Here is a 23,136-nt window from a genome sequence, read left to right as displayed (position 1 = left end):
ATGCTCCTGTGAAGTGCGGTCGGGGCGTTGCGGAGGGGACACGACTCAGGCGGCTTCAGCCCTCGCGGCTGAGGGGCGGAAGAGGCAGGGGCAGAGCCGGCAGCCCGTCGAGGCTGACGCCGACGTGCTCCTTCTTCTCGCAGTACGCGGCGAAGGATTCGTCGGTCTCGCGGGCGAAGCGCCGGGTGTGCAGGGGACGGTCTCCCTGCCACTCCATGAAGGGCACCGCGAAGCCGCACGTGTCGCTGATCCGCTCCGCGCGCACCGTGATGAGGGCACGCAGGTCCGTGCGCCTGCGCATGCTCTCGTCGAAGTGCGGCAGCAGCTCCGCAAAGCGCGGGTCGTCGCGGAAGACGGGGGTCCCGGTGCCGTGGATGCGTACGATGCGCGGCGGACCGCCGAAGGCGCACCACATCAGGGTGACGCGGCCGTTCTCCCGCAGATGCGCGACGGTCTCGGCGCCGCTGCCGCCGAGGTCGAGGTAGGCCACGGTGGTCTCGTCGAGCACGGCGAAGGACCCGGCGAGGCCCTTGGGTGACACGTTGACGTGCCCGTCGGCGGCCAGCGGCGCGGTCGCGGTGAAGAAGACGTGCTGCTCCTCGATGAAGGCACGGAGCCCGCCGTCGATGCGTTCGTAGATCTTGCCCATCCCGGCATTGTGGGCCGCAACCGGGCCCGCCGAGCGGGGATTTCACCAAAGCGCGCGGCACCCGGGTGTCAGCTCAGGGGCGTGCCGTCGACGACGGTCTCGATGCCGTCGGCGAGGAAACAGAGGTGTCCGGCGATGCGCACCGCCTCGTCCAGTGGCTGCTCGTAGCACCACGCGGCGTCCTCGATGACGACGCCGCCGGTGCGCAGCGTCCGGTAGGAGGCCCGGCCCTTGTAGGGACAGTGCGTGTGGGTCGCGCTGGGCCGCAGGAGTTCGGTGCGTACGTCGGCCGCCGGAAGGTAGTAGCGGTTGGGCAGGCCCGTCTCGGAGAGCAGGTACGCCCTGCGGCTCTCGGCGATCTCCGTGCCCGCGGCCCTGACCACCACGTGACGGCCGGTGGGGCGTACGTCGACGCGGTGGTACGGGTCGCGTACGTGCCCGCTGACCTCCTCGTCCTCGTCGAACCAGGCGTCCATGGCCGCCCAGTACACGGCGACGTGTCCCTTGAGCCACCCGGCGCCCTCCAGCGGATCCGGGTAGCTCCACACGGCGTTCTCCGCGAGGCGGTCGCCGGAGCGCACGCTCCAGTAGCGGGCGTCGCCCTTGAAGGGGCAGTGGGTGGTGTGGCCGCTCTCCTCCAGCAGGTCCTCGCGCAGGTCGCCCTGCGGTACGTACAGCTGCGGCAGCAGGTTGCTCTCGTGGAGCAGCTTGGCGCCGGCGGAGTCCAGCACCGTCTCGCTGCCCAGCAGCGCCCGTACGCGGCGCGGGAACGGCTGCCACAGCAGCCGGTGAGCCGGGCCGTCGATGGTGTAGTTGACGGTCTCCGGGGACCGCGAGGCGAGCGGTCCGCCGCCGAGGGTGAGGGTCATGGTCTGCGCCTCCGGATCAGCGTGGCGGTGCGGTGCGCTTCCCACTCTCGCACCGCGTCCGCCCCGGCGCGGGCTCTCACCCGTACGGTCCGGTCCCGCTCATCTCACCGGATGGGGCTCCCGGAGACCGTCCGGGCGATGACCAGCCGCTGGATCTCGCTCGTCCCTTCGAAGATCGTGTAGATGGCGGCGTCGCGGTGCATCCGCTCCACCGGGTATTCGCGTGTGTAACCGTTGCCGCCGAGGATCTGCATGGCCTGGGCCGTGACCGTCTTGGCCGTCTCGCCCGCGTAGAGCTTCGACATGGACCCCTCCGCGGACTCGAACGGCCTGCCCGCCGCCGCCATCCACGAGGCGCGCCACACCAGCAGGCGGGCAGCGTCGATGCGGGTGCGCATGTCGGCCAGCTGGAAGGCGATGCCCTGGTTGTCGATGATGGGCCGCCCGAACTGGACCCGGTCCTTGGCGTAGTCGAGCGCGACCTCGTACGCGGCCCGCGCGATGCCCACGGCCTGCGCGCCCACAGCCGGGCGTGAGGCCTCGAAGGTGGCCATGGCCGCGTTCTTCACGCGCTCACCGCCCTGCTTGGCGCGCTCACGCGTGCGGGCGAGACGCTCGTCCAGCTTCTCCTTGCCTCCCAGCAGGCAGCTGCCGGGAACGCGGACGTCTTCCAGGACGACCTCCGCGGTGTGCGAGGCGCGGATGCCGTGCTTCTTGAACTTCTGGCCCTGGGACAGGCCCGGCGTGCCCGGCGGGACGATGAAGGACGCGTGCCCCTTGGAGCCCAGCTCGGGGTCGACGACGGCGACGACGACGTGGATGTTGGCGATGCCGCCGTTGGTGGCCCAGGTCTTGGTGCCGTTGAGGACCCACTCGTCCTTGGCCTCGTCGTAGACGGCGCGGGTGCGCATGGCCGAGACGTCGGAGCCGGCGTCGGGTTCGGAGGAGCAGAAGGCGGCGACCTGCACGTCATCGGGGGTGCCGTACATCTGCGGGACCCAGGTGCCGATCTGCTCCTCGGTTCCGTTGGCCAGTACGCCGACGGCCGCCAGGCCCGTGCCCACGATGGACAGGGCGATCCCGGCGTCGCCCCAGAACAGCTCCTCCATCGTCATGGCGATGCCGAGACCGGTCGGGTCGAAGAACTGCTGCGCGTAGAAATCGAGCGAATACAGACCGATCTTCGCGGCTTCCTGGATGACGGGCCAGGGGGTTTCCTCGCGTTCGTCCCATTCGGCGGCCGCCGGGCGGATCACGTCGGCCGCGAATCCGTGAATCCACTCACGGATCTCCTTCTGGTCGTCATTGAGATCGAGCGCGAATGCGGAGTCGCCCATGACCCGTCCTTCCAAGAGCAGAGTTACCAATGGTAATGGCAAGTCTGTTACTGGTCGGTAATTGATGTCAACTCCCGGCCGCGACCGGTCATCCGGCTGCGACGGGTGTTACGTTTCGCTGGGGTAGCGAGATTGCAAAGGGTGGGGAGGCACCATGGAGACCACACAGCCGGCGGAGCAGCGGAGCGCCGCGGAGCAGCGCCGCAAAGAGCTGCTGGAGGCCGCCGACCGCGTGGTGCTGCGCGAGGGCCCGGGTGCCTCGATGAACGCCATCGCCGCAGAGGCGGGAATCACCAAACCCATCCTCTACCGCCATTTCGGGGACAAAGAGGGGCTTTATCGTGCGCTGGCCGTACGGCACACCGACGCCCTGCTCAGCGCGCTGAGAGCGGCGCTGGACGCCCCCGCGGAGCGGCGCCAGCGCGTCGAGGCCACGCTGGACACCTACCTCGCCGCCATCGAGGTCCGGCCCCAGGTCTACCGCTTCCTGATGCACCCCTCCGAGGGAGGCTCGGGCAGCGACCGGGGCTTCGACGCGGGGCAGCACTCCGCTCCCCTGCTGCGCCGCCTCGGGGACGAGCTGGGCAAGGTGATCGAGGAACGCCTCGACCTCGGGCCCGGCGGTCAGGAGGCGGCGCGCGTATGGGGACACGGCGTCGTCGGCATGGCCTACGCCGCCGGTGACTGGTGGCTGCGCGAACGGCCTTGTTCGCGGGCGGAGTTGGTGAGGCAGCTCGCCGACCTGCTGTGGGGCAGCCTTGCGAGCGCCGAGGACCGTCCCGGCGCCCCCGGCCGCCTCTGAGAGCGCCACGGAGCTTCCGCGCACACGTCCGCGTGCAGACGGCGGCCCCGGCCCCCGGGCAGGAGCGGGTCACCTGTGCATGAGGGCAAGTCGGCTGTGGGTGAGGCGGTTCGGGCACAGCGGCGGACCTCGGTAGGCTGCTCCCCACCGAGGGGCAAGGAGGAGCAGGACGATGGCAGGCAACCAGGAGCCGCTGTCTCCGCGGGCCAGGCTGGCCGTGACGGCGGGCAAGGCCGCGGCGGCGGTGTCGAGGGCAGCGGGTCGCGGCAGCGGATCGGTGATCGGCGGCAGGGTCGCTCTGAGACTCGATCCCGACCTGCTGGCTCAGTTGGCCCATCATCTCGACGTGGTCCTGGTGTCCGCGACCAACGGCAAGACCACCACCACCCGCCTGATCGCCGAGGCGCTGCGCGCCAACGGCGGAGTGGTCTCCAACGCGCTGGGCGCGAACATGCCCGCAGGGATCACGTCGGCGCTCGCGGGCGGATCGGACGCCCGGTACGGCGTGATCGAGGTCGACGAGAAGTACCTCGACGCCGTCGCACGCGATGTCACCCCCAAGGCGATCGCCCTGCTGAACCTCTCCCGCGACCAGCTCGACCGTGCCGCCGAGACGCGCATGCTCGCCGAGCGCTGGCGTGAGGGGCTCTCCGGCACCAAGGCCGTCGTCATCGCCAACGCCGACGACCCCCTCGTCGTCTGGGCGGCCTCCTCCGCGCCGAACGTGGTGTGGGTGGCCGCCGGCCAGGAGTGGAAGGACGACGCGTGGTCGTGCCCCGCGTGCGGCGGCGTCATGCAGCGCCCGGACGACGACTGGTTCTGCGGCGAGTGCGGTTTCCGCCGCCCGACGCCGAGTTGGGCGCTGTCCGGGGACGAGGTGCTGGACCCGCACGGCTCCGCCTGGCCGATCAAACTGCAGCTCCCGGGCCGCGCCAACAAGGCCAATGCCACGACGTCGGCCGCCGTCGCCGCGGCGTTCGGGGTGGCCCCTCAGGTGGCGCTGGAGCGGATGCACTCGGTGACCGCCGTCGCAGGCCGCTACGACGTGGTGAACTACCGGGGCCGCGAGGTGCGGCTGCTGCTGGCGAAGAACCCCGCCGGTTGGCTGGAGACCTTCTCCCTCATCGACGCGCCGCCCGCTCCCGTCATCCTCTCGGTCAACGCGCGCGGCGCCGACGGCACGGACACCTCCTGGCTTTGGGACGTGGACTACTCGCGGCTGGCCGGGCACCCGATCTGCGTGATCGGCGACCGCAAGCTGGACCTGGCCGTACGGCTGGAGGTCGCCGGCGTCGACTTCCAGGTCTGCGAGAGCGCGGCCGAAGCGGTCTCGGCGTGCCCGCCCGGACGCATCGAGGCGATCGCGAACTACACGGCCTTCCAGGACCTGCGCCGCGTCGTCGGCAACTGAATCCATCGACCCGCTCAAGGAGTTGGCGAGCATGAGTGACACGGGCCTGCGGGTGGTGTGGGTCTACCCCGACCTCCTCAGCACCTACGGCGACCAGGGCAACGCGCTGGTGGTGGAGCGGCGCGCGCAGCAGCGGGGGCTTGCTGTGCAGCGCACCGACGTCCGTTCCGACCAGCAGGTGCCGACCTCGGCGGACATCTATCTGATCGGCGGCGGCGAGGACCGGCCGCAGCGGCTCGCCGCGGAGCGGCTGCTGCGCGACGGCGGGCTCAGCCGGGCCGTCGACAACGGCGCCATCATCTTCTCCGTCTGCGCCGGCTATCAGATCCTGGGCCGGGAGTTCGTCAACGACTTGGGAGAGCCCCAGCGCGGCCTCGGACTGCTGGACGTGGTCAGCACCCGTGGCGAGGCGGAGCGCTGCGTGGGCGACGTACTGGCCGACATCGACGGCGAGTTGGGCCTGCCGGAGCTGACGGGCTTCGAGAACCACCAGGGCATCACGCACGTCGGGCCCGGCGCCCGCCCGCTCGCCCGGGTGCGGCTGGGCAAGGGCAACGGCACCGGGGACGGCACCGAGGGCGCGTGGAACGACACCGTCTTCGGCACGTACATGCACGGCCCGGTTCTGGCGCGCAACCCCCAGATCGCGGACCACCTCATCAAGCTCGCGCTGGATGTCAACGCGCTTCCGTCGGTCAACGACCAGTGGTATGAGGCGCTGCGCAAGGAGCGCATCTCCGCGGCGCTGCAGCCCGCCTGACGCCGCCTGACGGCCCTTCCTTCCCCGCCCCCGGTCGCCGTACCGGAGGCGGGGTCTTTCATGCCCGGACCGGGAGCGGGTCCCCGGGGGCCACGGCCCGGGAGCGGGCGAATACGCTTGTCGGGCAGCCCAAGTCAGGAGAGAGCGCAGATGGACCACGGCGGGCACGGCATGACGATGGATCTGCCGCCGTTCACACTCGGCCGCGGTCTGGAGTTCACCGGGGAGCCGTTCTTCCTGGTGGGGTGCCTGCTGGCGCTGACCCTGTACGCCGCCGCCGTGGCGCGGCTCCGCAGGCGTGGTGACGCGTGGCCGCTGCCCCGCACCGTCGCGTGGGTGCTGGGTGTGCTCAGTGTCGCCGTGACGATGTGCACGGCGCTGAACGAGTACGGGATGGTGCTCTTCAGCGTCCACATGGTCCAGCACATGATCATCAGCATGCTCTCGCCGATCCTGCTGCTGCTGGGAGCGCCGGTGACGCTGACGCTCCGTGCGCTGCCGTCGGCGGGGCGCGGGCGCAAGGGCCCGCGGGAGCTGCTGGTGGCGCTGCTGCACAGCCGCGCGCTGCGCGTCCTCACCCATCCCGGCTTCACGATCCCGCTGTTCATCGCGAGTCTCTACGGGCTGTACTTCACGCCGCTCTTCGACTTCCTGATGGGGTCGGCCGCCGGGCACCTGGCGATGATGGTCCACTTCCTGATGGTCGGGCTGGTCTTCTTCTGGCCGATCATGGGCGTCGACCCGGGGCCGCACCGGCCCGGCTACCTGATGCGGATGCTGGAGCTGTTCGCCGGAATGCCCTTCCACGCCTTCTTCGGCATCGCGCTGATGATGGCCTCGGAGCCGATGATCGCCACGTACGCGAACCCGTCGGCGTCACTGCAGGTGACAGCGCTGTCCGACCAGACGGCCGCGGGCGGGATCGCCTGGGCGTTCAGCGAGATCCCGTCCGTGCTGGTGCTCCTCGCCCTGGTCTTCCAGTGGCACAGGTCGGAGGAGCGCGAGGCGCGCCGCAGGGACAGGATGGCCGACCGTGACGGCGACAAGGAGCTGGCCGCCTACAACGCCTACCTGGCATCCCTGCAGGCCCGTCAGCAGTGACCTCCGGACGGTAGCGCCACCGCCCTCCGGCGAGCGACCATTGGAGGCGGATCCGGTCCTTTTTGTACGGGAATCCCCGTCGCCCGGCCGGATCGCGGGAGGAGGGTGCAAGGATGCCTGGCTCAGCGAAGGCGATGACCGTCGGTACCGTGTCGGCGCTGGTGCTCGTGACGGCCTACACGGTGACCCTGGGGAGCAGCGGGTGGCTGTGGTTCGCGTGGGTCGTGCTCGTACTCGTCACGCTGGGAGCCGTCTCCGCACAGCGGAACTGAGTCCGTCAGCGGTGGGCCCCCTCCCCCGCCCGCCGGGGAGGGAGCTACCCTGCGATCTCACCGGAACGCATGGGGGAAGGCCTTAGCGTGTTCTACAACTTGTTCAAGTACGTGTTGCTGGGGCCCCTGTTGCGCCTGTACTTCCGTCCGCGGATCGAAGGGCTGGAGAACATCCCTGACGACGGGGCGGCCATCGTGGCCGGGAACCATCTCTCCGTCTCGGACCACTTCCTGATGCCGGCGATCCTGCGACGGCGCATCACATTCCTTGCGAAGTCGGAGTACTTCACCGGGCCGGGCCTGAAGGGCCGTCTGACGGCGGCGTTCTTCCGCAGCGTGGGCCAGATCCCGGTGGACCGCTCGGGCAAGGGCGCCGGGCAGGCCGCCATCGACGAGGGTCTGGGCGTTCTCCGCAAGGACGAGCTGCTCGGCATCTATCCCGAGGGCACCCGGTCCCACGACGGACGGCTGTACAAGGGCAGGGTCGGCGTCGCGTCGATGGCTCTTCAGGCAGGGGTGAAGGTGATTCCCTGTGCGATGGTCGGCACCTTCGAACTGCAGCCGCCGGGACGGAAGATGCCCCGGTTCGGGCGGGTGACGATCCGCTTCGGCAAGCCTCTGGACTTCTCCCGTTACGCGGGTATGGAGGGCGAGCGCACGGTGCTGCGGGCCGTGACCGACGAGATCATCCACGAGATCCTTCAGCTGTCCGGCCAGGAGTACGTAGACATGTACGCGCCCGAGGCGAAGGCCCTTCAGGCGCAGGAACGGCAGCAGGCCCGTACACGGGGGCGGAGCGAGGAGCGCGGCAAGAGCTGAGCCGCCTGGACCTGGCGGTACGTGACGAGGGGCGGCCGGATGTTCCGGCCGCCCCTCGTGCGTTGCGCTGTCGGCCCGCGCCCTCAGCTCAGCGCGGCCCCTGCAGCCGCGCGGCGCCGGCCTTGGCCTCCGGCAGGCTCACGCTGGGGACGATCTGCGGGACCGGCGCCGAGTGCGGCGCACAGACGACGTCCTTCCCGCCCACCGTGCCCTCGAGGAGATAGGTCTCGACACGCTTGTTGATGCAAGGGTTCCTGACGTCGGTGATTCCGTGCGAGCCGGCGTCCCGTTCGGTGATGAGCCGCGAGCCCTTGAGGCGCTTGTGCACCTCCAGGGCACCGCCGTACGGGGTGGCCGCGTCCCGCTCGGACTGGGTGATCAGGACAGGCGGAAGCCCTTCCCCCGAACCCACCTCGACCGGTTCCTGCTGCTTCACCGGCCAGGTGGCGCAGGGCAGGTTGAGCCAGGTGTTGGACCAGGTGAGGAACGGGTGCTTCTCGTGCAGCCGCGTGCTGTCGCTGTCCCACTTGTCCCAGCCGGCGGGCCACTTGGCGTCGGTGCACTCCACGGCCGTGTAGACGGCGTTGCCGTTCTCCGCCGCCTTGTTGCCGGCCTTGTCGGACAGATCGGGTCCGGCGGCTTCGACGAGAGCCTTCTCGTTCCCCTTGCGGTGGTCGGACCAGACCTTGGCGACCTGCGGCCACATCTGGTCGTAGTACGGGGCGTTCTGGAAGAAGGTCAGCAGTTCCGCCGGCCCGACGACGCCGCCGAAGGGCTTCTTCGCGGCCTCGGCCCGCAGCTTCTTCCACTGCTCGTTCACCTTCGCGGCCGTGTCGCCGATGCCGTAGGTCTCGTCGTGCTCGGCGACCCACTTCGTCCAGTCCTCCCAGCGGCCCTGGAAGGCGACGTTCTGGTCGAGGTTGTTCTTGTACCAGATCTGGTCGCGGGAGGGATTGACGACGCTGTCGAGGATCATGCGGCGCACATGCGCCGGGAAGAGGGTGCCGTAGACGGAGCCGAGGTAGGTCCCGTAGGACACCCCGAGGTAGTTCAGCTTCTTCTCGCCCAGAGCGGCACGGATGACGTCGAGGTCGCGGGCGGTGTTGGGCGTCGTCATGTGCGGCAGCAGGCCGCCGCTGCGCTCCTTGCAGCCCTCGGCGTACTCCTCGGCCAGCTTGCGCTGGGCCCTCTTGTCAGCCTCGTCGCCGGGCACCGGGTCCTGCTTCGGAGCCTTGACGTACTCCTGGGGGTCCATGCAGGAGACGGGCGCGGAATGCCCGACCCCGCGCGGGTCGAAGCCGACGAAGTCGTAGGCCTTCGCGGCCTTCTTCCAAAGGGCGTCGTTCTTGGTGATGCGCGTGGGGAAGGACAGCCCGGAGCCGCCGGGCCCGCCCGGGTTGTAGAGCAGCGAACCCTGGTGGTCCTTCTCGGCACCGGTGGACTCGGCCCGGTCGACGGCGATCTTGATCGTACGTCCGCCGGGGTCGCTGTAGTCGACGGGAACGGTCACGAACCCGCACTGGACGGGCTTCTGGACTCCCCAGTCCTCCGGGCAGTCCTTCCAGTCGACACCCTCCTTGGCGGCGCGCGCCGCTGCGATCTTCACGCCTCGGGCCTCGGCACCACCGCCGGGCTGGGCCTGGCCGCTGCGGGCGTCCGCGAACGCCGGGGGGACTAGGACGAAGCCGGCCGTGAGCGCGGCTGCGCCGACGGCGGCGATGCTTGCGTTTCGTATGTTCACGTGGGGTGGTCCCCCTTGGGGTGGCTGGCCGCTGGAGGCAGACCGTGATCGTTGATCACGGTTAACGTCGATCCCTACCTGCCCGCGGCACACAGGGGACAGGGTGCGCAGGCGATCTTTATCAAGTCGTGAATCTACCGGTCCCGGCCGGTGCACGCCTGAGCAGCGCGGCCGTTCGGGTAGCCGGCGCCTGGCGGCCGCAGTCCGTACGCGAGGCCGCACCGTCAGACCTGTTGCGCCCGCGCGGTGTTGGAGGATTCACGCGGACGGCTTGCCGCGCTCGCGCCGCTCCGGCACGTTCATCGCGACCAGCGCCCGCAGCGCCTTCTCGAATGCGTCCGGGTCCATCCCGCCGAAGAGCGCCTGCTGCACGAAGTACCCCTGCACCATGCCGATGAGGGTGCGCGCGACGTGGTCGGGGTCCGCTCCCGGGTCCACCCGGCCTCGCGCCTGGTACTGCTGGACCAGCGCGACCCACTGCCCGCGCAGCCCCTGGTATCCGTCCGCCAGCACTCGCGCCACTTCGGGATTGCGCAGCGTCTCCCCCCACACCTGCATCAGCATCTGCGGAAGCGCCCGCTCGTCGTCGGAGTCCGCACCGACTTCCGCAGGCGGGCGGGGACCGTGCCGAACAGCTCGTCCGGGGTGGGCGGCGGATCCGCGGCGGCCACCGCGGCGTAGGAATCGCGGACGCTCTCCAGCGTCTCGGCCGCGACCGCGGCGACTGATCTCACCCGCGGTCAGCGCGAGCGTGGCCGGTCTCGGCACCCTGCTGGGACCGGCGGGCAGCGGACTCCCCTGTGCTGGTGCTGACCGTTCGGGCGGTCGCCGGCCTCACGCTCGTGACGATCGGGGGGCTGCGCCGGCGGACGGGCACGCAGGCGGCCGGCGAGGCAGAACCGCGGCCACGGGTGCCGGCGGCCTGACCGCCCGGACGGCGGTCCCAAGTACGGGCCGTACGCCGCCTGTTGGAGGGACGGGCGGCGTACGGCTCCGCGGTGTTTCACCGCACCCCTGAGCAGGCTGTTCCGGTCGCGACTCTCCGTATGCCGCAACCCCCCGTCCGGTAAACGCTCTTGACGCCGTGCGTGCCCGCGGACGATTCTCATCTGGACGCAAGACCCAGCAGTAACTTCGAACCCCCCACACAGCATCGGAGTCCCTGTGATCCGCAAAGAGAAGCGTCGTACTCTCATAATCGCCTCCGCGAGCACCGCGCTGGCGGCAAGTCTGCTCGGGGCAGGCGCAGCTCAGGCGGCCAAGCCGGAGCAAGCGGCCGCACCCGACATCTCCGTGGACGCCGTCCAGAAGGACCTCAAGGAGCTTCAGTCGGTGGCGGAGGCCAACGGCGGCAACCGCGCGCACGGCGAGCCCGGATTCAAGGCGTCCATCGACTTCCTCAAGAAGAAGCTCGACGACGCCGGATTCAAGACCGAGGTCCAGGAGTTCGACCACGGTGGCGCGACCGGGTACAACCTCGTCGCCGACTGGCCGGGTGGCGGTTCCGCCGACGAGACGGTGATGGTCGGCTCCCATCTCGACTCGGTGGGCAGCGGCGCCGGCATCAACGACAACGGTTCGGGCTCCGCCGGTGTGCTCGAGACCGCCCTCGCCGTCTCCGCCGAGAAGCTGGAGCCGAAGAAGCACCTGCGCTTCGCGTGGTGGGGCGCCGAGGAACAAGGCCTCGTCGGCTCGCAGCACTACGTCGACAGCCTCTCCCAGGACGAAGTGAAGAACATCAGCGCCTACCTCAACTTCGACATGATCGGCTCGCCCAACGCGGGCTACTTCGTGTACGACGACGACGCGGCCGTGCAGAAGGTCTTCACGGACTGGTTCAAGTCCAAGGACATCAAAACGGAGACGTCCGCGGAGGTGGGCGGACGAAGTGACCACGCCTCGTTCGCGGCTGCGGGAGTGACCGTCGGCGGCACCTTCACCGGCGCCGGGGACACCATGACCGAGGAGCAGGCCAAGCAGTGGGACGGCCAGGCGGGCGAGCCGTACGACAAGTGCTACCACTCGGAGTGCGACGACGTCTCGAACATCAACGAGAAGGCGCTCGACCTGAACAGCGACGCCATCGCCCACGCCGTCTGGGAGCTCAGCTCCTGACGCCCCGCGACGTCTCACCCGTGTGAGCCGCGCGCCGCTTCCGCAGCGCTGAAGCTCAACTCCCCCGGCCCGGCCGCCTGTTACCGGCGGCCGGGCCGCGGTGCTGTGCGGCGATGCCGAAACGCTGACGTTCGCCTTCGGCGGAAGACACGTCGCGCACCGTCGAGACGGTGCTGATCACACCGTCCTCCGCCGCAGCGTTCAGCTCTTCCAGTTTCGCCAGGTCAGCAGCCGATACGAGCGCCACGAGCGGCTTTCCGTGCCGCGTGACCACCACACGTTCGCCGCCGTAGACCACACGGTTGATCAGGTCGGCGAGGGCCGCGCGTGCTTGCGTCACCGGAATCTCGTAGGTCATGCTCCCAGCATAACGTCATGTACGTCCTGTACATTTTTGACGTTCGACGACCCCGACCGTGGGAGAGGTGACGTGATGCCCGAACGGCCGTCGGCCCGCTACGTCCTGCCGGAGCTGACCGAGCGCACCAGCAGCGGCACGCGCACGCTCGATCCGTACTCCAAGCTCCTCGACGAACGGATCATCTTCCTGGGCACACAGATCGACGACACCGCGGCGAACGACGTCATGGCCCAGCTCATCCACCTGGAGGCGGCTGCGCCGGAGAGCGACATCTCGATCTACATCAACTCCCCCGGCGGCTCCTTCACGGCCATGTCCGCGGTCTACGACACGATGCGCTACGTCAGCTGCGACATCGAGACGGTCTGCCTGGGGCAGGCGGCCTCTTCCGCCTCGGTGCTGCTGGCCGCCGGAACTCCCGGCAAGCGGCTGGCACTTCCGGGCGCGCGCATCGTCATCCATCAGCCGGCGTTCGCCGAACCCGTCCAGGGGCAGGCCGACGACCTGGCCATCCAGGCGAGAGAACTGCTGCGCACACGCGAGCTGCTGGAGCAGATGTACGTGGAGCACACCGGGCAGCCGTTGGAGAGAATCCGCGCGGACCTGGAACGGGACAAGATCTTCGATGCGGAGGGAGCCGTCGCCTACGGCCTGGTCGACCGGCTCACCGAGGGCCGCAAGGGCGCGGCGGCCGGCAACCGCTCCGGGCGGTGAGGCGCCGTGCTTCCGCCCGAACTGCCGCCGCTGCCTGCCCTGACGCGTGCCGAGTGCCAGGTCGTCGACACGTATCTGGAAGTGCTCGACGTGCTGGGACGCATCAACCCGGCACGTGGCGAGCACACCTACGGCGGACTGCGCGCGGCTCAGGCGCTCGTGGTCAAGGCGACCGCGCTGCGCGACGCGCTGACGCTCATGCATGAGAGGGGCGAGAGCGAACTGCACGGTCCGACGCTGGCAACCGCCCTGCGGGTGCTGGACGGTGAGCGGCGCGCCTCGCGCGTGACGCTGCCGCCCGACGGGTCGAGGGCGGGCTGAGAGCCCCCGGGGCGAGGGCCTGCGCCGGTCTGTTCAGCGGGCGCCGGCCGGCGCGTTCCGCTCGATCGTGGAGACCGCCGAGGCGAGCTGCTCCTCGTCCAGGTCCGCGCGGGCTGTCAGACGCAGCCGTGAGATGCCGTCCGGCACCGACGGCGGCCGGAAGCAGCCCACTTGGAGTCCGTCGGCGCGGCACGCCGCCGCCCAGCGGACGGCGTCGTCGGGGGTGGGTGCCCGTACGGAGATCACGGCGGCGTCCGGGCGGCCCGCGTACAGCCCGGCGGCCGTCAGCCTGTCGTGGAGGAAGGCGGCGGCGGCGCGCACGCGGAGGGAGCGTCCGGGCTCGCGGCGCAGGACACGCAGCGCGGTCAGTGCCGCTCCGGCTGCGGCGGGTGCCAGCCCGGTGTCGAAGATGAACGTGCGGGCGGTGTCGACGAGATGGGCGATGACGTGTGCGGGTCCGAGCACCGCACCGCCCTGGCTGCCGAGGGACTTGGAGAGCGTGACGGTCGCGACCGTACCGGCGGTGCCGGCGAGGTCGGCGGCGTGCAGGGCCCCGCGTCCGCCTTCGCCGAGCACCCCGAGGCCGTGTGCGTCGTCGACGACCAGCGCGGCTCCGTGCGCGCGGCAGACCTCGGCCAGTGCGGGGAGCGGTGCCGCGTCCCCGTCGACGGAGAAGACGGAGTCGGTGACGGCCAGCGCGGGGCCGTCGTGCCCGTCGAGCACCTTGTGCACGGCGTCAAGGTCCGCGTGCGGGACGACGGCGGTCTCGGCGCGGGAGAGGCGGCAGCCGTCGATGAGGGAGGCGTGATTGCCCGCGTCGGAGACGAGCAGGCTGCCGCGCGGGGTGAGTGCGGTGAGCGCGGCGAGGTTCGCGGCGTACCCGGAGGAGAAGACGAGTGCCGCCTCGAAGCCACAGAACTCCGCGAGTTCCGCTTCGAGTCCGGCGTGCAGTTCGGTGGTGCCGGTGACCAGGCGGGAGCCCGTCGAGCCCGCTCCCCACCGGTGTGCCGCCTCGGCTGCGGCGCCGGTCACCTCGGGGTGGCGGGCCAGGCCGAGATAATCGTTCCCGGCCAGGTCCAGTGCGGCCGAGCCGGCGGGACGGGGGCGCAGTTCACGTACGAGCCCGGCGCGCCGGCGGTCGCGGCGGGCCCGGACCGTCCAGGAGAAGGGGTCGCCGGCGCCGGCCGGGAGCGGCGGAGGCGTGTGCTCCGCGCCGGAAGGGGACGCGCCCGACGAGCCGGTGGCGGCGGCGGTGGGCTCATCGGGCATGGGTGGTCCTCCTCGTGTCTCCGTCCGCAGGTGCCTCACCGGCCGGGCCGGCCGGGGACGGGGACGGGAACGCGGCACGTGCTTTTGTCGGCAGTCCATAGACCGTAGTCCCTCGGCCGCCGGGGAGCGGTGTGGCGATACACACACCGCTCCGGGGCGGTGTTGTGAGTTCTCTCCTTGGCCTTGAGCGGGGAAATCGGCAAGGATCACCACCATGGACCTGCTGAACACGCTGGCGGACAAGGGCCTCCGCCGCGAACTGCCGACCCGCGACGAGGCCCTCGCCGTTTTGGAGACCTCCGACGACGAACTGCTCGATGTCGTGGCCGCTGCCGGGAAGGTGCGCCGCCACTGGTTCGGGCGGAGGGTGAAGCTCAACTATCTCGTCAACCTCAAGTCCGGGCTGTGTCCTGAGGATTGCTCGTACTGCTCACAGCGTCTCGGTTCGAAGGCCGAGATCCTCAAGTACACCTGGCTGAAGCCCGACGAGGCAGCCTCCGCCGCGGAGGCGGGTCTCAAGGGCGGCGCGAAGCGCGTCTGTCTGGTCGCCAGCGGCCGCGGGCCCACCGACCGCGACATCGACCGTGTCTCGCAGACCATCTCCGCCATCAAGGACCAGCACGAGGGCGTCGAGGTGTGCGCGTGCCTGGGCCTCCTCTCCGAGGGCCAGGCGGCGCGCCTGCAGGAGGCGGGTGCCGACGCCTACAACCACAACCTCAACACCTCCGAGGCGACCTACGGAGAGATCTGCACGACCCATGACTTCTCCGACCGGCAGGAGACGGTGCGTCAGGCGCAGGGCGCCGGCCTGTCGGCCTGTTCCGGGCTGATCGCAGGCATGGGCGAGAGCGACGGGGACCTGGTGGACGTGGCCTTCGCGCTGCGCGAGCTGGACCCGGACTCGGTGCCCGTCAACTTCCTCATCCCCTTCGAGGGGACACCGCTGGCGGACCAGTGGAACCTCACGCCGCAGCGGGCGCTGCGCATCCTGGCGATGGTGCGCTTCGTGCACCCCGACGCCGAGGTGCGGCTGGCGGCCGGACGCGAGGTGCACCTGCGCACGATGCAGCCGCTCGCGCTGCACCTGGCCAACTCCATCTTCCTCGGCGACTACCTCACCAGCGAGGGCCAGGCGGGCCAGTCCGACCTCGACATGATCGCGGACGCGGGATTCGAGGTGGAGGGCACCGGCACCACGACCCTGCCGGAGCACCGTGAACACCCCGGACAGCGCGCCGGGGATCTGGTCGCCGTGCGCCGGCGCGGAGCCGGCACCGCGCTGCCGCCCAATGCGTGAGGACGCCCGCTCCCCCATGGGTCACGACTCTCACGCTGCCCGGAGCCCCCTGGACACCCGCGAGTTGCTCGACCTGGACCGGCGGCACGTATGGCATCCGTACGGGCCCATGCCCGGCCGCGCGGCACCGCTGGTCGTCGAGTCCGCGTCCGGGGTGCGTCTGCGCCTCGCCGAGGAGTTCTGCGGGCGGCGCGAGCTGGTGGACGGGATGTCCTCGTGGTGGTCGGCGGTGCACGGCTACAACCACCCCGTGCTCAACGAGGCGGCGCGTGCGCAGCTGGAGAGCATGAGCCACGTGATGTTCGGCGGGCTGACGCACGAGCCTGCCGTGCGGCTGGCGAAGCGCCTCGTGGACATCACCCCGGCGGGACTGGAGCACGTCTTCCTCGCTGACTCCGGGTCCGTCTCCGTCGAGGTCGCCGTCAAGATGTGCCTGCAGTACTGGCGTTCGCAGGGGCGAGGCGCCAAGCGGCGGCTGATGACCTGGCGCGGCGGATACCACGGTGACACCTGGCAGCCCATGTCGGTGTGCGACCCCGAGGGCGGCATGCACGAACTGTGGTCCGGGGTTCTGCCGCGGCAGGTCTTCGCGGACGCACCACCCCCCGGTTTCGGTGCCGCACCGGACGAGGCCTATGTGCGTCACCTGCGCGAGACGGTCGGCAGGCACGCGGACGAACTGGCCGCCGTGATCGTGGAACCCGTCGTCCAGGGTGCGGGCGGCATGCGCTTCCATTCTCCCGCGTACGTACGGGCGTTGAGGGAGGCGTGCGACGAGCACGACGTGCTGCTGGTGCTGGACGAGATCGCCACGGGTTTCGGACGCACCGGCGCCCTGTTCGCCGCGGATCACGCCGGCGTCACCCCGGACGTGATGTGCCTGGGCAAGGCCCTCACCGGCGGTTACCTGACGCTCGCGGCGGCCCTGTGCACGCCGCGGGTCGCCGCGGGCATCTCGCAGGGCGAGGTTCCGGTGCTGGCGCACGGTCCGACGTTCATGGGCAATCCGCTGGCCGCCGCCGTCGCGGACGCGTCCGTCGGGCTGCTCCTGGAGGGGGACTGGGCCGCGGAGGTGCGCCGCGTCGAGGAGGGGCTGCGCACGGGCCTGGCCGGCGCCGAGGAGCTGCCGGGTGTGACCGGGGTACGGGTACTCGGCGCGATCGGTGTGCTGCAGCTCGGCCACGAGGCCGACATGGCCGCGGCGACGCGTGCTGCGGCGCGCCACGGAGTGTGGCTGCGCCCGTTCCGCGACATGGTCTACGCGATGCCTCCGTACGTCACGGGCGACGAGGACCTCGCGGCTGTCTGCGCGGCGATGCGCGCCGCGGCCGCGGAGGGCTGACCGGTGCGGGGCGTCACCGTCGTCACCGGGACGGACACGGAGGTCGGCAAGACGGTCGCCACGGCGGCGATGGCCGCGGCTGCTCTGGCACGCGGCTGCTCCGTGGCTGTCCTCAAGCCGGCTCAGACGGGCCTGGCCGACGGTGAACCGGGCGATGTGGAGCGGGTGCGGCAGCTGGCGGGCGAGGAGGTCACCGGCGCCGAACTCGCCCGCTACCCCGAGCCGTTGGCACCCGGGACCGCCGCGCGCCGGGCTGGGCTTCCGTCCGTCACCCCCGGGCAGGTGGCGGAGGCGGCGCGCGAGCTGGCCGCCGTTCACGATGTGGTGCTGGTCGAGGGCGCGGGCGGGCTCCTCGTACGGTACGACGATGCGGGGACCACGCTGGCGGACGCGGCACGCCTGCTGGACGCCGACGTCGTGGTGGTCGCCGCCGCCGGGCTCGGCACACTCAACGCGACCGCTCTGACGGCGGAGGCGCTGCGCGCACGCGGGTTGCGCATCCGCGGCGTGGTCATCGGAAGCTTCCCCGCCGAGCCCGGTCTGGCCGCGCGCTGCAACGTGGAGGATCTGCCGGCGGCCGCCGGCAGCGCCCTGCTGGGCGTGCTGCCCGCGGGGGCGGGAGCCATGGCCACCGCCGACTTCCGTGCGGCGGCGCCGGGTTGGCTGGCAGCCGGTCTGGGCGGCTCCCGCACCGGCGGCTGAGACCCTCAACGGCCGGTATCCTCCCGGGCGAATGTGCCGGCGGGGCAGAATCAGGGCATCCTGCCGCGTCACTCCGGCGCGCCGGCCTCCGAGGGAAGGGACGGGCCATGCCCGCACGTGACACCGAACGGGCACGTGAACGAGCCGTGCGTCACCCGCTGTTCGCCCGTTTCTACGAGCGGCAGAGCGAAGCGGCCGACGTACGGATGGGGGTGCGGGCACACCGGGAGGAGCTGCTGTCCGGGCTCACCGGCCGGGTGATCGAGATCGGAGCGGGCAACGGACTCAACTTCGCCCGCTACCCCCCGGGCGTCTCCGAGGTGATCGCCGTCGAGCCCGAGCCGCGTCTGCGCGGGGCCGCCACCGCGGCAGCGGGCAAGGCACCGGTGCCGGTGCACGTGGTCGACGGAACCGCACAGGCGCTTCCCGCCGCCGACGCCTCGTGCGACGCGGCGGTCTGCTCCCTGGTGATGTGCTCTCTCCCCGATGTCCCACTGGCCCTCGACGAGGTACGTCGCGTGCTGCGGCCCGGTGGTGAACTGCGCTTCTACGAGCACGGCCGCGCCGAGGACCGGCCCGGGATGCTGCGGTTCCAGCGTGTCCTCGACGCCACGGTGTGGCCACTGCTCCTCGGCGGCTGTCACACCTCCCGCGACCCGGTCGGGCTGATCAAGGAGGCGGGCTTCACGGACGTCTCGTTCCGGCGGCTGGTCGTGCCGCAGGACGGTCCGGTGCTCCCGAGCTCGTTCCATGTGCTGGGCAGCGCACGGCGCCCGTGAACCGCTGCATGCGGGCGGTCCCGCGCTGTCACCCGTCCCGTCTCCCCGTCCCGTCGCGGGGTCCTTGCGTCCTGTCAGCGCGTCCAGGAGCGCAGTTCCAGGGCGATGTCGCGTACGCCCGCTGAGCCGTCCTTGACCAGCCAGGCCAGATCGCGGATCTTCTCCGGCGACGTGGTGACCCGCAGGCCGCTGGCGACGAGATAGCCGTAGGCGGCGGCTGAGGCGAAGAGGGCGTTGCCGCGCTCCAGCGCCGGAACATGGAGCAGCAGCTGCAGCAGTGCGGCGGCACGGTCGTGCGGCTCCGCGTAGACGGGACGTTCGAATATGGTCGCTTCGTGCCTGCTGACGGCGGCGACGAGGGCACCGTAATCGGTGACACGCGGGTCCCCCGGGGCTTTCGCCTCCGCGACCATCAGAAGCCAGGCGAGGTCGATGCGGAGAGTCACGTACGCGGAAGGCCCTCGCTCTCGCGCCGTCCCGGTTCGGGGAACTCCTCCGCGAAGACCGACTCGTAGTTCTTCATGAAGTCCGACGCCGCCTCGACGAAGGTCTGGCCGGCCTCGCCCGCGTCCCGCTCGACTAGTTCCTCGATGTAGCGGTTCATACTCATCCCCCGCTCGGTGGCGCGCTCACGCGCTGTCTGTGCGGTCGCTTCGTCCACGCGGACGTTCAGCTGGGTCTTCGACACACCTCTACGCTAGCACTCATGCGCTAGCAGCGGGAGGGGGAGCGTGCGGGGGTTGCCGCGGACGTGCGGTGCCGCCGAGATGCTTACGCGGCCACCGGCCGGTGTCAGTGCCCGGCTCTAGAGTTCCGTGAGTCGAGGGGCTTGTGGGGATCCCTCGGATCACGGGAGGGGGAAGGCCGTGCACTGGGCAGGCTGGGTGGCGTCGGCGCTGGTGGCCGTCACGGGCGGCTGGATGCTCTTCGACGGGCTGCACGCCCTGGTGACCGGCGACTTCGTGACGCCGGACAGCGGCACGCACGCCGGTCAGCTGGGCCCCTGGGCGAATCTGCTCTCCGGCATCGGGCTCGACCCGAGGTCGCTGCCGGTCAAGTGGATCTTCGTCGGCTATGCGGCGGCGTATCTCACCTCGGGGGCCGTCTTCGCCGCGGGCGCGGCGGGGGCCTGGCGGGCGGTGACGATCATCGCAGTGCTCGGGTTGTGGTATCTGCCGTTCGGGACGGTGGCGAATCTGGCCGTGCTGCTTGTCGTGCTGACGCCGTCGTTGCGAATACGCGGCTGATTGAGCGCTGAGCGAGGAGTGCCACGCGGACCGCGTCCGAATGGTGAAAACCCTGGCTGTCGCCGGCGGCCGGATGCTCGACTGCCGGCATGAGCGATCTCGTGATACGGGCAGCGACAGGCCACGACGTCGACGGCGTTCTGGATTTCTGGGCGGAGGCCGCGGAGGGCACCAGCATCAGCGACGACCGGAGCGGCGTGAACGCACTCGTCGCCCGGGATCTGCACGCCTTGCTGCTCGCGGAACGCGACGGAGAGCTCGTGGGCACGGTGATCGCCGGCTACGACGGCTGGCGCTGCCATCTCTACCGTCTGGCCGTGTGCCCCCGGCAGCGCCGGCAGGGCGTGGCCGGCGCGCTCCTTCAGGCAGCCGAGCGGCGGTTCGCCGCACTCGGCGGCCGGCGGGCCGATGCGATGGTGCTCGACCACAACGCCCCGGCGCACTCCGCGTGGACCGCCGCCGGCTACGGCTCGGAGCCGCAGTGGAGCCGGTGGGTCAAGCACCTGTCCTGAGCGCATACCGATGCGATGCCGGGGGAACTCGCCGGGGCACTGTCCGTCTACGATGAACGACCGCCGTCACTTGCGAACCTCCGACCAGTGACGTCCGCGACCCCGCGCACCACCCGGGGCAGCCTCGACCGAAAGGTGTGAGAGTCCGCCGATGGGCGATTCTCCCAACAGCAGACAGCACCGTGACCGGCACGTCGTGACCGCTCAGCCCCGCCCCGCGTTTCACGCCGCGTCCCGCCGCGCCTTCCGGCCGCCAGCGGAGGCCGTGCGGTGACCGAGGTTCTCTTCCTCCTGCTGGCGCTGCTCCTCGCGCTGGCCTGCGGAGCCTTCGTCGCCGCCGAGTTCTCGCTGACGACGGTCGAGCGCGCCGATCTGGAGCGTGCGGTGCAGCGCGGCGAGCGGGGCGCGCAGAGTGCCCTGGCAGCGGTGCGGTCGCTGACCTTCCAGCTGTCCGGGGCGCAGCTCGGGATCACGGTCACCAACCTCGTCGTCGGCATGCTCGCCGAGCCGTCGATCGCCAAGCTGATCGCGGGCCCGCTCCGGGCGGCGGGTGTGCCGCCCTCGGCGGCGCCGTCTGCGGCACTCGTCATCGGGACGGCGCTCTCCACGCTCGTGCTCATGGTGGTCGGGGAGCTCGTACCGAAGAACTGGGCGATCTCCCGGCCGCTGCCCATCGCCAAGGCCGTCGCCACACCGCAGCGTGTCTTCTCGGCCGTCTTCCGTCCGCTCATCCGGCATCTGAACAACACGGCCAACCGGATAATGGTGATGATGGGCCTGGAGCCGACCGAGGAGCTCGACTCCGCGCGCTCACCGCGGGAACTGGCCGCCCTCGCCCGGCACTCGGCGAAGGAGGGCGCGCTGGAGGCCGACACCGCCGATCTGTTCGTGAGGACCCTGCACCTCGCGGAGCTCACCGCGGAGAACGTCATGACCCCGCGGGTGCAGGTCACCTCCCTGGATGTGCAGGCGAACGCCGAGGACGTCGCCAACGCGACGCGTGCCACGGGGCTCTCCCGCTTCCCCGTGGTCCGCGGCGGGCTGGACACGGTCGTCGGCATCGTACGCATCAAGGACGTGCTGGCGGTCCCGGCCGAGGAGCGCCCCCGCTATCCGGTGACGGAGCTGATGAGGGAACCGCTGCTCGTACCGGAGTCGCTGACCGTGGACCGGCTGCTGGACCGCATGCCCGGCGGGGAGCGCAGCATCGCCGTCGTCATCGACGAGTACGGCGGCACGGCCGGCGTCGTCACCCTCGAGGACATCATCGAGGAGGTCGTGGGCGAGGTGCGTGACGAGCACGACCCTCAGGAGCCGCCGGACCTCGCGCCCGCCGGCCACGATCCCGACGGAAGGCGGGTCTTCGACGCGGACGGCGCCACCCGTACCGACCAGCTCGAAGCCATCGGCATGCGCGCCCCGGAAGGCCCGTACGAAACGCTCGCCGGGCTGATCGCCACCGAACTCGGACGGATTCCCGAGCGGGGTGACGCCCTGGACGTCGCCGGCTGGCACATCGAGGTGGTCGACGCGCACGGACGCCGCGCCGCCCGCGCGCAGCTCACCGCTCCCCCGGAGCCCGAAGAGGACGGCGAATCCGCCGGGGAGGAGAAGCCGTGACCGCGATCCAGCTGTTCATCGGGCTGCTGACGCTAGTCGCCAACGCCTTCTTCGTGGGCAGCGAGTTCGCGCTGATCTCCGTGCGCCGCGCGCAGATCGAGCCCCGCGCCGAGCAGGGCGACAGGCGCGCACGCCGCGTCCTGTGGGGCCTGGAGAACGTCTCCGCGCTGATGGCCGCGGCGCAGCTGGGCATCACGCTGTGCACGCTGGTGCTCGGTGTCGTCGCGGAGCCCGCGATCGAGCACCTTCTGGAGCCTCTCTTCCACACGATGGGCGTGGGCGAGGGCCTGGCCCGCATCATCTCCTTCGTCATCGCACTGTCCGTCGCCACGTACGCGCACATGCTGCTGGGCGAGATGGTGCCGAAGAACATCGCGCTGGCCGGGCCGGAGCGTGCGGCGCTGCTGCTGGGGCCGCCGCTCGTCGCGCTGTCCCGCGCGCTCCGGCCGGTGATCTTCACGGTGAACGCCTTCGCCAACAGCCTGCTGAAGCTGCTGCGCGTGGAGCCGAGGGGCGAGGTCGTCTCGACGTTCTCGGACGACGAACTGGCGCAGATGGTCGCGGACTCCAGCGAGGCGGGGCTGCTGGACGACCGCTCCACGGAGCGGCTGCGTGACGCGCTGGAACTCGGCCGGCGACCCGTGGGCGAGATCGCGAAGCCGACCGAGCAGGTGGTCGCCGCGCGTCTGGGGGTGACTCCCGAGGAGCTGGAGCAGCTCTCGGCAAGTTCGGGCTTCTCCCGGTTCCCCGTCGTCGACAGCAAGGGGCGCGCCCTGGGCTATCTGCACGTCAAGGACGCTCTCGACGCCCTCCCCCGCGATGCGGCCTTCCCGGCGACGGCGATGCGCCCTATCGCGCGCGTCCGTGCGTCGATGCCGCTGGACGACGTGCTGGGAGCGATGCGCTCCAGCAGCACGCACCTCGCCGCGGTGATGGACGACGACGGGCGTACGGCGGGTGTGGTCACGATGGAGGACGTGCTGCGCGAACTGGTGCACCGCAGCCAGGAGGACGAGCAGCGGTGAGCCGCGGCTGAGCTGAGCTGAGCCGCCCAGGAGGAGCGCCCGAAGGTCGCCCGGAGCAACCGGATACGATG

The 23,136-nt window shown here is 70.9% G+C and carries 27 protein-coding genes; 17 read left to right on the top strand and 10 right to left on the bottom strand.

From position 1 onward, the window contains the following. Positions 1–55 precede the first annotated feature (55 nt). The 3 genes from AN215_RS00730 to AN215_RS00720 form a co-directional block, all read right to left on the bottom strand. Complete coding sequence (locus AN215_RS00730) at positions 56–649, bottom strand: pyridoxamine 5'-phosphate oxidase family protein (protein WP_070008750.1); 594 nt, start codon at positions 647–649, stop codon at positions 56–58. Between the two features lie 68 nt (positions 650–717). Further along, positions 718–1,518 (bottom strand): DUF427 domain-containing protein, encoded by an 801-nt coding sequence (locus AN215_RS00725; protein ID WP_070008749.1) that lies wholly within the window; start codon positions 1,516–1,518, stop codon positions 718–720. 104 nt (positions 1,519–1,622) lie between these two features. After that, positions 1,623–2,855 (bottom strand): acyl-CoA dehydrogenase family protein, encoded by a 1,233-nt coding sequence (locus AN215_RS00720; RefSeq protein WP_070008748.1) that lies wholly within the window; start codon positions 2,853–2,855, stop codon positions 1,623–1,625. 154 nt (positions 2,856–3,009) lie between these two features. Here AN215_RS00720 and AN215_RS00715 point away from each other — a divergent pair, with 154 nt between their 5' ends. The 6 genes from AN215_RS00715 (at position 3,010) to AN215_RS00695 (ending at position 8,020) form a co-directional block, all read left to right on the top strand. Next, the gene (locus tag AN215_RS00715) at positions 3,010–3,657 is read left to right on the top strand and encodes a TetR/AcrR family transcriptional regulator (RefSeq protein ID WP_070008747.1); all 648 of its coding nucleotides are present in this window, start codon (positions 3,010–3,012) and stop codon (positions 3,655–3,657) included. A 172-nt stretch (positions 3,658–3,829) separates the two neighbouring features. Further along, positions 3,830–5,068: a Mur ligase family protein gene (locus AN215_RS00710; RefSeq protein WP_070008746.1), complete on the top strand. Its 1,239-nt coding sequence runs from the start codon at positions 3,830–3,832 to the stop codon at positions 5,066–5,068. A 31-nt stretch (positions 5,069–5,099) separates the two neighbouring features. Then, positions 5,100–5,828, top strand: a complete 729-nt coding sequence (locus tag AN215_RS00705; RefSeq protein WP_070008745.1) for a type 1 glutamine amidotransferase — start codon at positions 5,100–5,102, stop codon at positions 5,826–5,828. Positions 5,829–5,978: 150 nt separating this feature from the next. Next, positions 5,979–6,929: a cytochrome c oxidase assembly protein gene (locus AN215_RS00700; RefSeq protein WP_070008744.1), complete on the top strand. Its 951-nt coding sequence runs from the start codon at positions 5,979–5,981 to the stop codon at positions 6,927–6,929. 113 nt (positions 6,930–7,042) lie between these two features. Beyond that, the gene (locus AN215_RS29680) at positions 7,043–7,201 is read left to right on the top strand and encodes a hypothetical protein (RefSeq protein ID WP_171904100.1); all 159 of its coding nucleotides are present in this window, start codon (positions 7,043–7,045) and stop codon (positions 7,199–7,201) included. A gap of 87 nt (positions 7,202–7,288) precedes the next feature. Then, positions 7,289–8,020, top strand: coding sequence for a lysophospholipid acyltransferase family protein (locus AN215_RS00695; protein ID WP_070008743.1), 732 nt, complete (start codon positions 7,289–7,291; stop codon positions 8,018–8,020). Positions 8,021–8,108: 88 nt separating this feature from the next. Here AN215_RS00695 and AN215_RS00690 read toward each other — a convergent pair whose 3' ends face one another. The 3 genes from AN215_RS00690 to AN215_RS29675 all read right to left on the bottom strand — a co-directional run bounded on the left by AN215_RS00690 (position 8,109) and on the right by AN215_RS29675 (position 10,495). Continuing rightward, the gene (locus tag AN215_RS00690; protein WP_079122563.1) at positions 8,109–9,761 is read right to left on the bottom strand and encodes an alpha/beta hydrolase; all 1,653 of its coding nucleotides are present in this window, start codon (positions 9,759–9,761) and stop codon (positions 8,109–8,111) included. 258 nt (positions 9,762–10,019) lie between these two features. Continuing rightward, positions 10,020–10,325 carry a TetR family transcriptional regulator C-terminal domain-containing protein gene (locus tag AN215_RS00685; RefSeq protein WP_070008742.1) on the bottom strand — a complete coding sequence of 102 codons (306 nt, stop codon included), beginning with the start codon at positions 10,323–10,325 and terminating at the stop codon, positions 10,020–10,022. After that, positions 10,319–10,495 carry a hypothetical protein gene (locus AN215_RS29675; RefSeq protein ID WP_171904099.1) on the bottom strand — a complete coding sequence of 59 codons (177 nt, stop codon included), beginning with the start codon at positions 10,493–10,495 and terminating at the stop codon, positions 10,319–10,321. Before AN215_RS29675 ends, AN215_RS00685 begins: the two co-directional genes overlap by 7 nt. Before the next feature lie 430 nt (positions 10,496–10,925). Here AN215_RS29675 and AN215_RS00680 point away from each other — a divergent pair, with 430 nt between their 5' ends. Then, complete coding sequence (locus tag AN215_RS00680; protein WP_070008741.1) at positions 10,926–11,876, top strand: M28 family metallopeptidase; 951 nt, start codon at positions 10,926–10,928, stop codon at positions 11,874–11,876. Positions 11,877–11,931: 55 nt separating this feature from the next. Here the strand turns inward: AN215_RS00680 and AN215_RS00675 are convergent, their stop codons facing one another. Continuing rightward, a complete protein-coding gene (locus tag AN215_RS00675) occupies positions 11,932–12,234 on the bottom strand; it encodes a type II toxin-antitoxin system Phd/YefM family antitoxin (RefSeq protein WP_070008740.1) in 303 nt (100 codons plus the stop codon). Positions 12,235–12,309: 75 nt separating this feature from the next. Here AN215_RS00675 and AN215_RS00670 point away from each other — a divergent pair, with 75 nt between their 5' ends. Together AN215_RS00670 and AN215_RS00665 are read left to right on the top strand one after the other, a co-directional pair. Continuing rightward, positions 12,310–12,951, top strand: coding sequence for an ATP-dependent Clp protease proteolytic subunit (locus AN215_RS00670; protein WP_070008739.1), 642 nt, complete (start codon positions 12,310–12,312; stop codon positions 12,949–12,951). 6 nt (positions 12,952–12,957) lie between these two features. Beyond that, a complete protein-coding gene (locus tag AN215_RS00665; RefSeq protein ID WP_070008738.1) occupies positions 12,958–13,272 on the top strand; it encodes a hypothetical protein in 315 nt (104 codons plus the stop codon). Positions 13,273–13,305: 33 nt separating this feature from the next. Here AN215_RS00665 and AN215_RS00660 read toward each other — a convergent pair whose 3' ends face one another. Continuing rightward, positions 13,306–14,541 (bottom strand): 8-amino-7-oxononanoate synthase, encoded by a 1,236-nt coding sequence (locus AN215_RS00660; protein ID WP_070008737.1) that lies wholly within the window; start codon positions 14,539–14,541, stop codon positions 13,306–13,308. A gap of 214 nt (positions 14,542–14,755) precedes the next feature. Between AN215_RS00660 and bioB the strand changes: the two genes are divergently transcribed. The 4 genes from bioB (at position 14,756) to AN215_RS00640 (ending at position 18,661) form a co-directional block, all read left to right on the top strand. After that, the gene (gene bioB / locus AN215_RS00655) at positions 14,756–15,838 is read left to right on the top strand and encodes a biotin synthase BioB (protein WP_070008736.1); all 1,083 of its coding nucleotides are present in this window, start codon (positions 14,756–14,758) and stop codon (positions 15,836–15,838) included. A 16-nt stretch (positions 15,839–15,854) separates the two neighbouring features. After that, entirely contained in the window at positions 15,855–17,180 is a 1,326-nt protein-coding gene (locus AN215_RS00650) for an adenosylmethionine--8-amino-7-oxononanoate transaminase (protein ID WP_070008780.1), read from the top strand. Positions 17,181–17,183: 3 nt separating this feature from the next. Further along, positions 17,184–17,882 (top strand): dethiobiotin synthase, encoded by a 699-nt coding sequence (gene bioD / locus AN215_RS00645; protein WP_070008735.1) that lies wholly within the window; start codon positions 17,184–17,186, stop codon positions 17,880–17,882. Between the two features lie 107 nt (positions 17,883–17,989). After that, positions 17,990–18,661 carry a class I SAM-dependent methyltransferase gene (locus AN215_RS00640; protein WP_070008734.1) on the top strand — a complete coding sequence of 224 codons (672 nt, stop codon included), beginning with the start codon at positions 17,990–17,992 and terminating at the stop codon, positions 18,659–18,661. A 74-nt stretch (positions 18,662–18,735) separates the two neighbouring features. On the opposite strand, the gene AN215_RS00635 is transcribed toward AN215_RS00640, so the two are convergent. Continuing rightward, on the bottom strand, positions 18,736–19,107 hold the full coding sequence (locus tag AN215_RS00635) for a fic family toxin-antitoxin system, toxin component (protein ID WP_070008733.1): 372 nt from the start codon (positions 19,105–19,107) through the stop codon (positions 18,736–18,738). Further along, complete coding sequence (locus tag AN215_RS00630; protein ID WP_070008732.1) at positions 19,104–19,349, bottom strand: toxin-antitoxin system HicB family antitoxin; 246 nt, start codon at positions 19,347–19,349, stop codon at positions 19,104–19,106. Before AN215_RS00630 ends, AN215_RS00635 begins: the two co-directional genes overlap by 4 nt. 178 nt (positions 19,350–19,527) lie before the next feature. Between AN215_RS00630 and AN215_RS00625 the strand changes: the two genes are divergently transcribed. The 4 genes from AN215_RS00625 (at position 19,528) to AN215_RS00610 (ending at position 23,065) form a co-directional block, all read left to right on the top strand. Then, positions 19,528–19,908, top strand: a complete 381-nt coding sequence (locus AN215_RS00625; RefSeq protein ID WP_070008731.1) for a hypothetical protein — start codon at positions 19,528–19,530, stop codon at positions 19,906–19,908. Between the two features lie 89 nt (positions 19,909–19,997). Next, positions 19,998–20,420, top strand: coding sequence for a GNAT family N-acetyltransferase (locus AN215_RS00620; RefSeq protein ID WP_070008730.1), 423 nt, complete (start codon positions 19,998–20,000; stop codon positions 20,418–20,420). A 270-nt stretch (positions 20,421–20,690) separates the two neighbouring features. Next, the gene (locus tag AN215_RS00615) at positions 20,691–22,040 is read left to right on the top strand and encodes a hemolysin family protein (RefSeq protein WP_070008729.1); all 1,350 of its coding nucleotides are present in this window, start codon (positions 20,691–20,693) and stop codon (positions 22,038–22,040) included. Next, positions 22,037–23,065, top strand: a complete 1,029-nt coding sequence (locus AN215_RS00610) for a hemolysin family protein (protein ID WP_070008728.1) — start codon at positions 22,037–22,039, stop codon at positions 23,063–23,065. Before AN215_RS00615 ends, AN215_RS00610 begins: the two co-directional genes overlap by 4 nt. The last annotated feature ends 71 nt before the right edge of the window (positions 23,066–23,136 follow it).

It is taken from the genome of Streptomyces abyssalis, from assembly GCF_001751365.1.
Classification (GTDB): domain Bacteria; phylum Actinomycetota; class Actinomycetes; order Streptomycetales; family Streptomycetaceae; genus Streptomyces; species Streptomyces abyssalis.
Note: the sequence above shows the minus strand (reverse complement) of the source record. Positions and strands in the feature narration are given on the sequence as shown.